Here is a 13,154-nt window from a genome sequence, read left to right as displayed (position 1 = left end):
ATTCTGTACATTTTCTGTGGCCGCGGCACTTTGGAGCGCCGCATGCTTCCCGATTATTTATTCTTATTGATAATCTTGGATTTGTAAATCCCTGTCTCAATATCAATATAACGAACAAACAGGGAAACCTTATTCTCCTCGTTGAGGCTCTCCCAGAGCAGATCCGCGAAGGCATCCATATCATCCGGAATATCCAGAAGCTTTGGCTCACCCTCAAAGCTCGGCAGAGGATTTCCGTCATGCAGATAGGTGGAAATGAAATGTCCCTCTCCCGCCGGGCAGTTATTATAGGCAAACGTAAATCTGTTGCAGCTGTCCGGATTGCCGTTGTTGCTCTTTAAGATGGACATGGCGTAATTGTACTGTCCGTTCTCAATGTGAAGCACCGCGGAAATACGAGGGGTATAATTTGGCGCGTCCGGCTCAAACTCTCTTGTGCGCAGCGCCTGCTCAAAGGTCATCTGTTTATCCATACATTCATAAATGGTATCCGTCTGGTCGCCGTTGGTAACGATGGTCTTGTTGCCAAGAACGCGGACCGGCGCGTAAATAATCAAGCTCGGATCCTCCAGCTTGGATTCATCAAAGGCCTGGGTGCGGATTCCTTCTCCGTCCTCCACAAACACACGGTTGCGGCTGTTGGAGCTTCTCCCCATAATAAAATACGCCGTCACTGCTTTGGTTCCGTCTGCAGAGCGGCCGACAATAATTCCTCTTCCCGGATAAGAGTTCTCTTTCAGTTCTTTAGCGATTGAAATCTTTTCCATTGGAATCCTCCTTTTCCTCATAAATGTAATGCAAGTTTCCTTTATCTACAAAGTATACAATAAGATACCCTGAAACGCAACCTGTTACTTTTTCTTCCGGAACTCTTTCATATTTCTGAAGAATTGTGGTAAAATATGATAGATATATTTGAAAACAGAGAAAGGGATGTTCTATGAAAAAACTACTTTATTTCATCGGCTGTATATCCGCGGCCCTCTTCTGCCTGGCCGGCTGCGGCGGCAGAAAGCCCGCCATCACTGACACCTCAGAGCTTTCCGGCACCTGGTACGGCTGCGGCAACGCTCTGGGAAAAGACAGCAGTTTCCGCGCCGACAATCTCTGCCTTTCCATTGACAGCCAGGGCAGTCTCATTTTGTCAGATATCGAGCAGAACTCCGATTTATTCCACGGTACAATTTCCATTGATTCTGACAGCAGAATTTCCATCACGGCGGATACCGCCTTTGACAACCGGCTGCCGGAAGGCTGGGAGGATTTCAGCGGCACGAAAGATTTTGCCTACCGCGCCCCGGACACGGAACATCTGCTCTTAACCTGCGAAGATACCAGCTATTACTTTGAGAAAGAAAATGCATCCATTCAGGAACAGTCAGATACATCCATGAGTCCGCTCCTTGATATCGCGGAGACAGATATCTGGTACACCAGCCCGGACGATGTGACCAGCGATTTTGTCTATGAACTGGCACTCTATGACAAATACGCGGAACTTTATTCCGTCAGCCCGGATGGCGATGAACCGGGAACCTTTATCACCAATTTCCTGTACTGCGGCAATGAAGGCGAAGATTTTTCTTTCTACACTTTGCGGGATGACTCCATGGAACTGCCGGACATTTTCACGGACTTACCGGAAGGCATCTCCGAGATCGACCTCCGTCTTTCCGTATCCAATGAGTCCCTGACCATGGACTATGAAGGAAACACTCTTTCTTTTTATAATAACGTTATTTACGGTCTGAACACTTCCAGTACCGCCTACTATCTGAACAACACTTGTTTCCACTGGAGATTCGACCAGACAGACCATTTCTGCTATTTTGCCACGGACGAAGGCAGCGGTTCTCTCTATCTTTATATTTCCGATGGAAAAGAGGGAGCCACCGACGCCAATACCATCTGCGGCAGGATTACCGTCGACGAGGCCGGCCAAAACATTATCTTTACCTTTGACCGGAAGAAGAGCAGGGTGACTGCGGACAAGAATTCCCGGCTCTTCCAGTCCTTCCGGACTCTGGACGGCGAGAACGGAAACGCTCTGCAAATTCCGTATACCTTAAACGGCTCTGAACTGAAATTAAAAACCAAAAAATATTTTGGAAAAAATTATACCTTTGATCTGGAGGATTATACCAATGTCAAAACGGAGTGAAACAGCCAAAAATCTTTTTCTGGAGGGCTACAACTGTTCTCAGTCTGTGGCAGCCGCCTACGCTGATGCTTTCGGCATCGACCGGGAAACCATGCTCCGCATCTCTGCTTCCTTTGGAGCGGGCATCGGGCGGATGCGCAAAACCTGCGGCGCTGTCTGCGGCATGTTCATCATCGCCGGTCTGAAAACCGGCGCCACCGTCGGTGCGGACCAGGAAGGAAAAAGAAAAAATTATGAGATCGTCCGCGCCATGGCGGACGCTTTCCGGGAGAAAAACAAATCCATCACCTGTATGACCCTTCTGGGTCTTCGCAAAGCGGAAAAGTCCGCCCAGCCGTCGGAACGGACGCCGGAATATTATAAATCCCGTCCCTGCCTGAAAATGATCCTGGATGCCTGCGAGATCGTGGAAGAGTTCTTTCCTGACCTGGCACAATAATATTTTGTAACTATTCAGCCATGCGCTATTCAAGGCAAAAACAACGTTGAAAGTTTACTTTCATAAGTGTTTTGCATGGAATAGCATATGGCGTTTCGCCTAAACTGAGGATTTAGCTGCGTTAGCAGCGGACAAGCAACGTCAGTTGCGGAATCCGAAGTGTATGGCTGAATAGTTACACTATTTTTAATGATTGGAGACACATTTTGTTATGATTGAAGTAGAGATCAAGCTGCCCATCTTCCGCCGGCCGCCCATCGAACAGGGTCTGCGCCGCCTGGGATTTGAGCCGGGAAATCTGATCCGGGAATCAGATACATATTTCACCAGCAATTTTCATGATTTCATGAGAAACGACGAGGCGCTGAGGATCCGGGAAAGCGAGAATCTTTCCAACACATCCGCCGCCGCTTTCCTCACCTACAAGGGGCCGAAGCTTGATTCTGTGTCCAGTGCCCGAAAAGAGCTGGAGACGGAAGTGGCGGACGGCGAAACCTGCCGGAACATCCTTCTGTCCCTGGGCTACCGGGAACTTTCTCCGGTGCGCAAGCTCCGTCAGTATTATCACCGGGACGACCTCACCGCCTGCGTGGATCAGGTGGAAGGCCTCGGTTCCTTTCTGGAGCTGGAAATCATCGTGGAAAATGAAGCCGGGCGTGAAAACGCACTAAAAAAAATCGAGACCATTCTCCATGACCTCGACTGCCGGATGGAAGATACCACCCGTTATTCCTATCTTTATATGCTGCAAAAACGGCAGCAGTAAGTCTGCTCCGTTTCCCGGCAGCCGTTTCCCTGAAGGGCCGGCTGCCTTTCTTTTTTGCGGCAGAAGAGAATCCTTCCTCTTCCCCGTAGGAAGGGAACATCACTTCTCCATTTGCTCTCCGGAACGGTTGACAATATAGATCCCCACACATACCAGAATCAGTGAGGTCAGGCCCCGCAGAGAAAACGCCTGGCCGTTTTCATTCAGAAGCAGGGCAGATAAAATCACGCCAAACACCGGATTCATGAATCCGAACACAGTTACCCGGGATACCGGGTTATATTTTAGGAGCACCGCCCATAACGAATAGGCCACAGCGGAAATGAACGCCATATATAACAAAAGAGGCACACAGGCGATCTCATAAAACGTAAGACTTCCTCCCATGATCTTTCCCGCCAGAACCATCACCAGTCCGCCGAAACAGAACTGCCAGCCGCTCAGCAGCACCGGATCTGACTCTGCCGAATATTTTTTGATGAACACAGAGGACATGGCGTAGGCGATGGTGGAAAACAAAATAAACAGCTCGCCGTTCCACTGGAAACTCATATCCATTCCGCCGCCGCTCAGATTAATGAGCACCACACCGGCAAATCCAATGACACAGCCGATCATTTTCCGCCGGGTCAGTTTCTCCTGATGAAAAATCAGGCTGGCAATGAGAATAGCAATAAAGACATTGGCCGCCTCAATGATGGAAGATTTCACTCCCGTCGTGTGGGCCAGTCCGATGTAAAAAAACAGATACTGCAGAATGGTCTGGAACATTGCCAGCACACCGATCTTCGGCAGATCTTTTTTCCGGGGGATCAACACTCTCTTTTGTGAAAGGCTTCCAAGTATCAGCGCCAGCACGCCGGCCAGAAAGAATCTCGTGCCGGCAAATACGATCTGAGAGGCCGTATCCGAAGCCCCGATCCGAAAAAGATCATATCCGATCTTCACACAGGGAAAGGCGCTTCCCCAGAGCAGACAGCATACCATGGCCAGCAGCCATACTACCGCTGTTTTCTGCATGATTTCTTTTTTCATAATTTTCTCACTTCTTTCTATATATTGATGCGCTGCTTCTCACACCCACGGGCCATTGCTTTTCTCCCGTCGGGCGTTCTTTGCCGGGCGTTCCCCGCCAATTTACAGCAGCCCCTGCATCCACTCTTCTTCCTGCCGCAGCAGTTCGTCAAGCTCTGTCTCCAGACGGCACATCCATTCCAGCAGAGAAAATGAGACGGTCACTTCCTGCCCTGTTTCCCCGCTCTTCTCTTCTTCTTTTCCGTCTTCCTCCGTTGTTCCGCTCTCCTCCACGCCGGACACCTCCACCCGCAGAGCCTCTGTCCCGTCGCCTGGATGATACAGTTTCAACGTGTCTCCGGTCCGCACTTCCCGGCCGTTTATCTCCCGGGGGATCTGTATCCTTGTGGTCTCATGTTCTCTGATCTTTTCAAAAAGTTCCGTCTCTATATCAAGATAATGTTCCATCTTTCTCCCCTTTCCGGTCTGATGCCTTCATGGTTTATGACAGCAGTGCAATCATACCACAAAAAAATGTATTTTACAAAAAGTTTTCTTCTATTGCAAACTCTTCTGCGCTGGTATAAGATGAGAATACAGGAATTACAGAAAGAAGGACATTCATGAAAATCATACACACCGCCGACTGGCATTTGGGAAAGAATCTGGAAGGCCACAGCCGTCTCCCGGAACAGGAGAAGTTCCTGTCCGATTTCGTGCGCATCTGCCGGGACGAAGAAGCTGACCTGATCCTCATTGCCGGTGATATTTATGATAATTATAATCCGCCCGCCATGGCGGAACAGCTTTTTTATGACACTTTAAAACAGCTTTCCCGGGACGGCCGCTGTATGACAGTGATCATCTCCGGAAATCACGACAATCCCGAGCGCCTGACCGCTTCCGGCCCCCTGGCCAAAGAACACGGTATCGTCATGGCCGGGACGCCCAATACAGTAGTTTTGCCGGGACAGTACGGAAAAAATCAGATCACAGACAGCGGTCCCGGCTATATTCACGCCGAGATTCACGGTGAAAAGGCCGATCTGCTTCTGGTTCCTTTCCCCAGTGAGAAACGTCTGGGAGAGCTTTACCTGAACGCTTCTGATGACGAGTCCAGGCAGGCGGAAAGCTATGAAAACCGGATGCGCCGGCTTTTCTCGGATCTTGCCAAAAAGTTCCGTCCGGACGCCGTCCACCTGGTGATGAGTCATCTCTTCGTCATGAACAGCACCGGAGACGGTTCAGAACGGAGCGTCCAGCTGGGCGGCAGTTATCTTCTTCCCGGGGATATCTTTCCGGAAGCAGCCGATTACATTGCTCTCGGCCATGTCCACAAACCTCAGCAGGTTCCCGGACGACGAAACGCTCTCTACAGCGGTTCTCCTCTCCATTATAACCAGCGGGAAATCTCCTTTGGCAATCAGGTGGTGGCCGTAACCCTTCATCCCGGCACTCCCTGCGAAATCAAAAAAATCCCTCTTCCTGTTTACAAACCCATTGAAATCTGGCACTGCAAAAGTCCCGCAGAAGCCATTGCCCTCTGTGAAGAGCATGCCGGAGAGGATTCCTGGGTGTATCTGGAAATTGAGACCGATCATTATATTCACGAGGAGGAGATTCGCGCCATGAAACGGCTGAAGGCAGACATTTTGTCTATCCGCCCGATTTTCCCGGAAGGAAGCGGAACTTCCCCATCTTCTGAAAAAATAGAAGAACTTCCTTTTGAGGTTCTTGTGAAAAACTATTATAAAAAGAAGTTCCAGACGGAAATGGACGAAGAAACCCTGGAACTTCTGCTGGACATCATGACAGACGGAGAGGAGGATTTGCAATGAGGCCACTAAAACTGACCCTGCGGGGAATCAACAGCTACCGGAAAGAACAGACCATTGATTTTGAAGCACTGACTTCCGCCGGTCTGTTCGGCATCTTCGGTCCCACCGGCAGCGGGAAATCCAGTATTCTGGACGCCATCACCCTGGCTTTGTACGCCAGACTTCCCCGCTCCACCAAAAATTTTATCAATATCAATGAAGAGACGGCGGCCGTTTCTTTTCTTTTTTCTATCACAACCACAGAAACCCATCAATATCAGGTGGAGCGTTCTTTCCGGTATCACAAAGGAAATCATTCCTCCACCGTCCGCAATACCGGCGCTTCGCTGGCGGACGTCACCGGTGAGAAGCCTCTTATTCTTGCCGACCGTCCCACAGAAGTCACCCAGGAATGTATCCGTCTTCTGGGACTGACCAGCGAGGACTTCATGCGCACCGTAGTGCTTCCCCAGGGACAGTTCAGCGAATTTCTCAAATTGAAGAACGCTGAGCGCCGCAGCATGCTCCAGCGGATCTTTCATCTGGAACAGTATGGCTTAGAACTGACTCAGAAAATTTCCTCGGCAAAACAAAAGCAGGAACTCCTTCTCAGCAATCTGGAAGGACAGCTCCAGGGCTATGAAAATGTTTCCGGGGATTCTCTCAATAAAATGTGTCAAAGTCATGCGCTTTTAAGGGAAGAACTGAAAAAAACAGCCGAAAAAAAAGAAGCGGCCCGCCAGGCCTTTCAGGAAGCCGACGCCATACGCTCTCTCCTGCTGGAATATGAACCGGTCCGCAAAAAATATGAGGACTGCCTGCGGCGGCAGCCCGCCATGGAAGAAAAAGAGAAGCAGCTGGCTCTTGGAAAACGGGCCGCCCAGGTCCGCCCTTTTGCGCTGCAGGCAGAAAAAAGCGCCCGGGAGGCAAAACAGGCAGAACAAGCCTTCGCGGATATACAAAAACAGTTGAAAGAACAACTGGCCATCTGCGAAAACATACAAAAAGAAAAAGAAGCACTTTCCGAAAAATATTCTGTACTGCTGCCGGGACTCATACAAAAGGAGCAGGATTTCAGAAACGCCATGGAGCGCAGCCGCTCCATCAAAAACTGGAACACCAGCCTGAAGGAAACGGAACGCCGCCGGCAGGAAAATCAGCAAAAACTGACAGTTTTGCAGCAAAAAGAAGTGGATGGCCGGCAGCGGGAGGAACAGCTGCAAAAGGAACTCGCCGAAAAAGAAAAGGCTGCCGCCGGCATTCGTCCTTCCCGGGAGGAACTTCATGGTCTGGAAGAGGGACATCTTCTGGAAGAAACCTACAGGGAAAAACGGGGGCATTATGAAGAAAATAAAAAAGAAGAACAGACACAGAAGCAGCGGCTGGAAAACGAACTGGCCTCGCTTTCCTCTCTGAAAGAACAGCTTCGCTCTCTCCAGTCCGCCGCCCGGCACAGTCTGGCGCATCATGAAAATGATCTGTCCCGGATCTGCACACATCTCCGTCAGTTATCAGAAACCAGAGGGGCTTTTGAGAAGGAACTGGAAGAACTGCAGGAACAGCACATGGCGCTGATTCTCCGCAGCCATCTTCGGGACAAAGCTCCCTGCCCGGTCTGCGGACAGATCCACCATGCCGATGCGGCACCGGAAGCAGTTTCTCTCCATGACAGTTTTCCTGACAGCAGTGACGCCGACACGGCTGCACTGACCAATATACAAAAACTGCAGGAACAGCTTCGCACACTGGCCGACAGAGAAAAAGAACTGGATAGCGGCAAAAGGACGTCAGAGGAACAGATATCCGCCATCTCAGCGCATCTTAAGACCATCACAGATCTGCTTCCGGAACCGGCGGGCCGCTCCGAAGCCCGGCCTTCGGAGCCATCTGCTCCTTTTTCCACCGCAGAAATTTCGGAAACTTCTTCCCTTTCCGGTCGTCCGGATATTGCTGTCAGCGCTCCCGATGCCCTCCGCCCGGAAGACATCCGCCGGCAGCTGCAGGAACTTTCCTCTTCCTTTCATGCCAGTCAGGCCAGGGCATCCCAGTATGAAGAACAGTACAGCCGGCTACGGAAACAGAATCAGGAACAATACCGGAAACTTCAGCAGGAAGGCAATGAAATCCTTGCCCTGCGGCGTCAGTGGAATACGGAGAATTTCACTGAAGCCCTCGCCGGAAAACGGGAGGCCGAGAAGAAATATGATGCGCTGCAGGAGGAAATCCTTCTTCTGAGACAGCAGCTGGAAGAAGGCAGAAACAACAGAGAGGCTCTCACCAGAGAGTGTCTGTCCCTGTCCGGCGAGATTGCCACAGCCCGCAGCGAAGCGCTTCACTATGCGGCTCTTATCAAAGAAGAAGAACAGAAGTTTCCCGAAGGATATTCCGTTTCCGATGACTTTAGCGCTCTCTTGGAACATACGGAAGAACAGCGAAAACAGCTGGAAGAAAAAAAGGAAACGCTGGACAGACAATATCAGGAGGAGACCGGACTGCTGCAATCCAGAAAAGAAGAAGCGTCGGCGGCGGAAAACCAGAGGCAGCTCTGCCGGAAAAATCAGGAACAGGATGAAGAGATGCTGAAAAAGCAGCTGGACCTCGCCGGTTTCGCTCCGGACGCGGATATAAAGGAGGCCTGTCTCTCTGAGGAGACTCTCGCTGCCATGGAAGAAGAACTCCACGAGTTTCAGGAGACATTTTCCGGGACAAAAGAGCGGCTGTCCTATCTGGAAGAAAAGAGGCAAAACCAGAACATTTCCGAGGAAGAATGGGCAGAGAAGAAGGAAAGCGCCAGACAGGCCGACCTGGCGCTGGAACAGCAGCAAAAAGAGGAAGCGGTCCTTCTTAGCGAGATAAAATCCTGCGAGGAAAAACTGAGCCGGAAACAAGACCTTCTGTCACAGCACAAAGAAGCTCTGCATCGCCGGGGACTCATCCGGCAGCTGGAACAGCTGTTCAAAGGCAACGCCTTTATCGAGTATGTATCGGAATCCCGGCTCCGCTACATCGCCTCAGAGGCTTCCGTGATCCTCTCTTCCATCTCCAACGGCAATTATGAACTGGAAATCAACGAGAACGCGGAGTTTGTCATCCGGGACAACAAAAATGGCGGTATCCTGCGCCCATGCGACACCCTGTCGGGAGGCGAGACTTTTATCACTTCCCTCTCCCTGGCTCTCGCTCTTTCTTCGGTGATCCAGCTAAACGGAACGGCTCCCCTGGAACTCTTTTTTCTGGATGAGGGCTTCGGAAATCTGGATGATGAACTGCTTGATGTGGTCATGACAAGCCTTGAACGACTCCAGAGCACCCGTCGGAGCATCGGCATCATCACCCATGTGGAAGCCATTCAGGCCCGGGTACCGGTAAAACTCATCGTCACCCCGTCAGACGTCAGCCAGAATGGCAGCACGATCCGGATGGAATACAGTTGAGTCATGTCTCTTCTTTTATCATGGTTTCTCTGTTGTAACTGCAGTTTCGGACAAAATGTAACTTTTTTTGTAATGAATCTGTCATAAAATGCATAAACTATATCAAGAAATGCCTAAAAAACATTACAATTTTGTTTCCATTTCTTAATATATTATGATATACTCTATTTATATGTAATGGAAATCATTAATAAAAGGGAGAGATGTTGCATGCATTTTAAATTTCGACATGGTCTGATCCTTCTGTCGTCTGCATGTCTGATTCTGGCAGCGCCTGTCCATGCCCGGGCTGCCTACAAAGCAACTGCCAAGACTGTATGCTCGACAAAAACCACCGTCCACCTGAGAAAAGGACCGGGTCTTGACTATCCGGTGCAGACTACCATTCGAAAAGGAGCGCGGGTGAAAAAGATCGGGGTTTCCGGCTCCTGGGCAGCCGTCAAGGTCAACGGCTCCGTCAGTTACATCAAATCCCGCTATCTGAAAAAACAGTACAAGATCGTCTATGTGGCCGGCGACGGCGTCAATTTGAGGACAGGCCCCGGAACCGGTTACAGTTCCGTGGCTGTGCTGCCGAGGAACACCAAGCTTAAGTGTCTCAGCAAAAGCTCCGGCTGGATGAAGGTCAAATATAAAAAACAGATTCGCTATATCAGCAGTTCTCTGACCTCCTCCCAGAAGACAGCATCGGTTGTTTCTTCGGACAACGCCAGCACTGCCGCCAGTTCACCGAGTACGGATTTTCTGCGCATGAAGGTGATTTCCGCCGCCAGAGCAAGGTTAGGCGACCTGTACAGCCAGGCCAGACGCAATATGCCGGGATATGCCGACTGTTCCAGCCTTCTGCGTGATGTCTACCTTGCCGCCTCCGGCGTCAATATCGGTGAAACCACCAGCGGACAGATTGCCCGTCTCGCGGCCTACCGGAAGCCTCTTTCCGCTCTGCAGGAAGGAGATATCCTCATGCGGATCGAGTCCGGTTCCAACCACGCCGCCCTTTATATCGGCAACAATCAGTATATCCACGCTTCTTCTACCAGAGGACGGGTCGTCATCTCCACCTATTATCCAGGTTCCTACTGGACATGCTGTTATGACGCCGCTGCTTTTTGTGGCAGCCAGCGATAGAGCGCGTGCATAGTTACAAAAACGGTACTTACATAATAAAAATGCGGAAGCTTCCATCAAAAAAGCTTCCGCATTTTTATTTAAAATAATATATCACTGGCACCTGCCGCCGGGCCGGCAAAACCCGCCCGGGCAGGATTCATTGATTTAAAATACCTTCTCAGGATTATTCCAGTCCTTTGTAATATCTTCCCAGAGCATCCGCTCCAACCATAGCTGCGTAAACTTTCTCCGGTGTGATCTCCACAGGCTCATTGCCCAGGGTATCTGTCGGAGCCGCTGCCAGTGTTGCCGCTTCCATCAGAGCATCCTTGTCCGGATTCTCAATACCAAGATCTGCAAATGTGGTAGGAAGTCCTACTTCCATACAGAAAGAAATCACTTCATCCAGCAGATCTTCGTCTGCATTCTCCAGAACCAGCTGCGTCAGAGTACCGAAGGCAACCTTCTCGCCGTGATACAGGTGATGACACTCTTTAATGCAGGTCAGGCCATTATGGATCGCATGTGCGCCTGCCAGTCCGCCGCTCTCAAATCCGATGCCGGAAAGGAGGGTGTTGGCCTCAATGATCTTCTCCACTGCCGGTGTACATACATTCTGCTCCACAGCCAGTTTTGCCTTGACACCTTCTTCGATCAGAGTATCGTAACATGCCTTTGCCAGAGTCATGGCTGCCACAGTCACTTTACCTCCCGCACAGCTGGTGGCGTTGGAAATCTGACATGCCTTTGCCTCAAAATATGTAGCCAGCGCATCACCCATGCCGGATACCAGCAGTCTTGCCGGTGCTTTGGCGATGATATCGGTATCTACCAGCACCAGATTCGGGTTAGCCGGCAGCCACAGATATTCTTCGAATACACCGTCATCGGTATATACAACGGTCAGTGCGGAACAAGGAGCATCCGTTGCTGCGATGGTCGGGCAGATGATAACCGGATTCTCTGTATAGTAAGCAACAGCCTTTGCGGTATCAAAAATCTTTCCGCCGCCGACACCGAGAACCAGGTCGCAGCCTTTTTCTTTTACGATGGCAACCAGACGGTCAATCTCTTTTCTGGAACACTCACCATTGAAAATCTCAAAGACCAGTTCGCACCCGGTATCTTTGAAACTGTCTTCGATGGTTCCTCCCACACGCTTACGTCCGCCTTCACTGATCAGAATAAACGGTTTCTTTCCCAGCTTCACCGCGTATTCCGCCACATTTGAAAGTTCTCCTGCGCCCTGCACATATTTTGACGGGCTGATAATTACATTTGCCATAATAGAATCCTTCCTTTCCTTATGCATATGCATATATTCCGGCATGTACATCATGCCACAAAGTCTCCTTCATTCCGAAACTTTATGTCACTATTATAACAAATACTTTGTATAAAGGAAAGAAATTATTTTATAAATTGCACAAAAAATCAGCTTAACGCCGCCGTAACAAGAGCCATCTTGTATACTTCTTCTGCATTACATCCACGGCTTAAATCATTGATCGGCGCGTTCAGTCCCTGAAGAACCGGTCCGATGGCTTCATATCCGCCAAGGCGTGCTGCGATCTTATAACCGATGTTGGCTGCGCTGATATCAGGGAAGATAAAGGTATTGGCCTGTCCGGCTACCGGAGATCCCTGACATTTGATCTTAGCGACTTCCGGAGATACAGCAGCGTCAAACTGCAGCTCGCCGTCGATGGCAAGATCCGGAGCCTGCTCTTTTACCTTTGCTGTGGCGTTGGCCATCTTTGTCACGGATTCGCCCTTGCCGGAACCCAGTGTGGAGTAAGATAACATAGCGACTTTCGGATCAATACCGAATACCTTTGCTGTCTTCGCACTCTCAATGGCAATCTCCACCAGATCATCTTCACTCGGATCAATGTTGATGGCACAGTCCGCGAAAGCCAGTTTCTCGTCACCTTTTACCATGATGAAGGTGGAGCTTACGATCTTGTTGCCTGGTTTTGTCTTAATCAGCTGAAGAGCCGGACGAACGGTATCCGCTGTGGAGTAAGTAGCTCCTCCCAGAAGACAATCTGCCTTGCCCATCTTTACCAACATGGTTCCAAAATAGTTGCCCTGTGATAAAGCGCTTCTTACCTGTTCTTCTGTCATCTTTCCCTTGCGGAGTCTCAGCATCTCTTCCACCATCGGCTCCATCTCATCGTAAGCCGCCGGATTGACGATCTGGCATTTGTCAATGTGGAATCCGCCGTCTGCAGCAGCTTTCTTCACTTCGCCTTCCTCACCAATAAGAATCACATTGAGGATACCCTGATTGGTCAGCTTATCTGCCGCGTCCAGAATACGGGCATCCGTACCTTCTGTAAAGACGATGGTTCTTGTAGCTGCTTTTAACTGTTCTTCTAATTTTGCAAACATTCTTTTTGTCCCTCCAATA

At 50.1% G+C, this 13,154-nt stretch carries 11 protein-coding genes; 6 read left to right on the top strand and 5 right to left on the bottom strand.

Annotated features, from left to right (window positions below):
* Positions 1–53 precede the first annotated feature (53 nt).
* Complete coding sequence (locus tag B5E53_RS00270; protein ID WP_087311621.1) at positions 54–767, bottom strand: IMP cyclohydrolase; 714 nt, start codon at positions 765–767, stop codon at positions 54–56.
* Between the two features lie 173 nt (positions 768–940).
* On the opposite strand from B5E53_RS00270, the gene B5E53_RS00265 reads away from it, so the two are divergent.
* The 3 genes from B5E53_RS00265 to cyaB all read left to right on the top strand — a co-directional run bounded on the left by B5E53_RS00265 (position 941) and on the right by cyaB (position 3,366).
* Positions 941–2,161 (top strand): hypothetical protein, encoded by a 1,221-nt coding sequence (locus B5E53_RS00265; RefSeq protein ID WP_087311619.1) that lies wholly within the window; start codon positions 941–943, stop codon positions 2,159–2,161.
* Positions 2,145–2,600 (top strand): C-GCAxxG-C-C family protein, encoded by a 456-nt coding sequence (locus B5E53_RS00260; protein ID WP_087311618.1) that lies wholly within the window; start codon positions 2,145–2,147, stop codon positions 2,598–2,600. Before B5E53_RS00265 ends, B5E53_RS00260 begins: the two co-directional genes overlap by 17 nt.
* Before the next feature lie 211 nt (positions 2,601–2,811).
* A complete protein-coding gene (cyaB, locus tag B5E53_RS00255; protein WP_087311616.1) occupies positions 2,812–3,366 on the top strand; it encodes a class IV adenylate cyclase in 555 nt (184 codons plus the stop codon).
* A 99-nt stretch (positions 3,367–3,465) separates the two neighbouring features.
* Here the strand turns inward: cyaB and B5E53_RS00250 are convergent, their stop codons facing one another.
* Positions 3,466–4,401 carry a DMT family transporter gene (locus B5E53_RS00250; protein ID WP_242963458.1) on the bottom strand — a complete coding sequence of 312 codons (936 nt, stop codon included), beginning with the start codon at positions 4,399–4,401 and terminating at the stop codon, positions 3,466–3,468.
* 102 nt (positions 4,402–4,503) lie between these two features.
* A complete protein-coding gene (locus B5E53_RS00245; protein ID WP_087311614.1) occupies positions 4,504–4,848 on the bottom strand; it encodes a hypothetical protein in 345 nt (114 codons plus the stop codon).
* Between the two features lie 155 nt (positions 4,849–5,003).
* Here B5E53_RS00245 and sbcD point away from each other — a divergent pair, with 155 nt between their 5' ends.
* The 3 genes from sbcD (at position 5,004) to B5E53_RS00230 (ending at position 10,759) form a co-directional block, all read left to right on the top strand.
* Positions 5,004–6,218: an exonuclease subunit SbcD gene (gene sbcD, locus B5E53_RS00240; RefSeq protein ID WP_087311612.1), complete on the top strand. Its 1,215-nt coding sequence runs from the start codon at positions 5,004–5,006 to the stop codon at positions 6,216–6,218.
* Positions 6,215–9,631 (top strand): SMC family ATPase, encoded by a 3,417-nt coding sequence (locus B5E53_RS00235; RefSeq protein WP_087311609.1) that lies wholly within the window; start codon positions 6,215–6,217, stop codon positions 9,629–9,631. The genes sbcD and B5E53_RS00235 overlap by 4 nt, the downstream gene beginning before the upstream one ends.
* A 210-nt stretch (positions 9,632–9,841) precedes the next feature.
* Positions 9,842–10,759 carry an SH3 domain-containing protein gene (locus tag B5E53_RS00230; RefSeq protein WP_162611722.1) on the top strand — a complete coding sequence of 306 codons (918 nt, stop codon included), beginning with the start codon at positions 9,842–9,844 and terminating at the stop codon, positions 10,757–10,759.
* Between the two features lie 166 nt (positions 10,760–10,925).
* On the opposite strand, the gene B5E53_RS00225 is transcribed toward B5E53_RS00230, so the two are convergent.
* Both B5E53_RS00225 and pta read right to left on the bottom strand, forming a co-directional pair.
* Positions 10,926–12,026 (bottom strand): glycerol dehydrogenase, encoded by a 1,101-nt coding sequence (locus B5E53_RS00225; RefSeq protein ID WP_087312183.1) that lies wholly within the window; start codon positions 12,024–12,026, stop codon positions 10,926–10,928.
* Positions 12,027–12,175: 149 nt separating this feature from the next.
* Positions 12,176–13,135 (bottom strand): phosphate acetyltransferase, encoded by a 960-nt coding sequence (gene pta / locus B5E53_RS00220; protein WP_087311605.1) that lies wholly within the window; start codon positions 13,133–13,135, stop codon positions 12,176–12,178.
* Positions 13,136–13,154: the final 19 nt, after the last annotated feature.

This window comes from Eubacterium sp. An11 (assembly GCF_002161065.1).
GTDB lineage: Bacteria > Bacillota > Clostridia > Lachnospirales > Lachnospiraceae > Anaerobutyricum > Anaerobutyricum faecale.
This window is presented reverse-complemented; position numbering and strand designations above follow the sequence as displayed.

What these genes read in the sequence shown, in the direction of transcription:
- B5E53_RS00270 (WP_087311621.1), bottom strand. Translation starts at nt 767, where the DNA reads ATGGAAAAGATTTCAATCGCTAAAGAACTGAAAGAGAACTCTTATCCG.
- B5E53_RS00265 (WP_087311619.1), top strand. Translation starts at nt 941, where the DNA reads ATGAAAAAACTACTTTATTTCATCGGCTGTATATCCGCGGCCCTCTTC.
- B5E53_RS00260 (WP_087311618.1), top strand. Translation starts at nt 2,145, where the DNA reads ATGTCAAAACGGAGTGAAACAGCCAAAAATCTTTTTCTGGAGGGCTAC.
- cyaB (WP_087311616.1), top strand. Translation starts at nt 2,812, where the DNA reads ATGATTGAAGTAGAGATCAAGCTGCCCATCTTCCGCCGGCCGCCCATC.
- B5E53_RS00250 (WP_242963458.1), bottom strand. Translation starts at nt 4,401, where the DNA reads ATGAAAAAAGAAATCATGCAGAAAACAGCGGTAGTATGGCTGCTGGCC.
- B5E53_RS00245 (WP_087311614.1), bottom strand. Translation starts at nt 4,848, where the DNA reads ATGGAACATTATCTTGATATAGAGACGGAACTTTTTGAAAAGATCAGA.
- sbcD (WP_087311612.1), top strand. Translation starts at nt 5,004, where the DNA reads ATGAAAATCATACACACCGCCGACTGGCATTTGGGAAAGAATCTGGAA.
- B5E53_RS00235 (WP_087311609.1), top strand. Translation starts at nt 6,215, where the DNA reads ATGAGGCCACTAAAACTGACCCTGCGGGGAATCAACAGCTACCGGAAA.
- B5E53_RS00230 (WP_162611722.1), top strand. Translation starts at nt 9,842, where the DNA reads ATGCATTTTAAATTTCGACATGGTCTGATCCTTCTGTCGTCTGCATGT.
- B5E53_RS00225 (WP_087312183.1), bottom strand. Translation starts at nt 12,026, where the DNA reads ATGGCAAATGTAATTATCAGCCCGTCAAAATATGTGCAGGGCGCAGGA.
- pta (WP_087311605.1), bottom strand. Translation starts at nt 13,135, where the DNA reads ATGTTTGCAAAATTAGAAGAACAGTTAAAAGCAGCTACAAGAACCATC.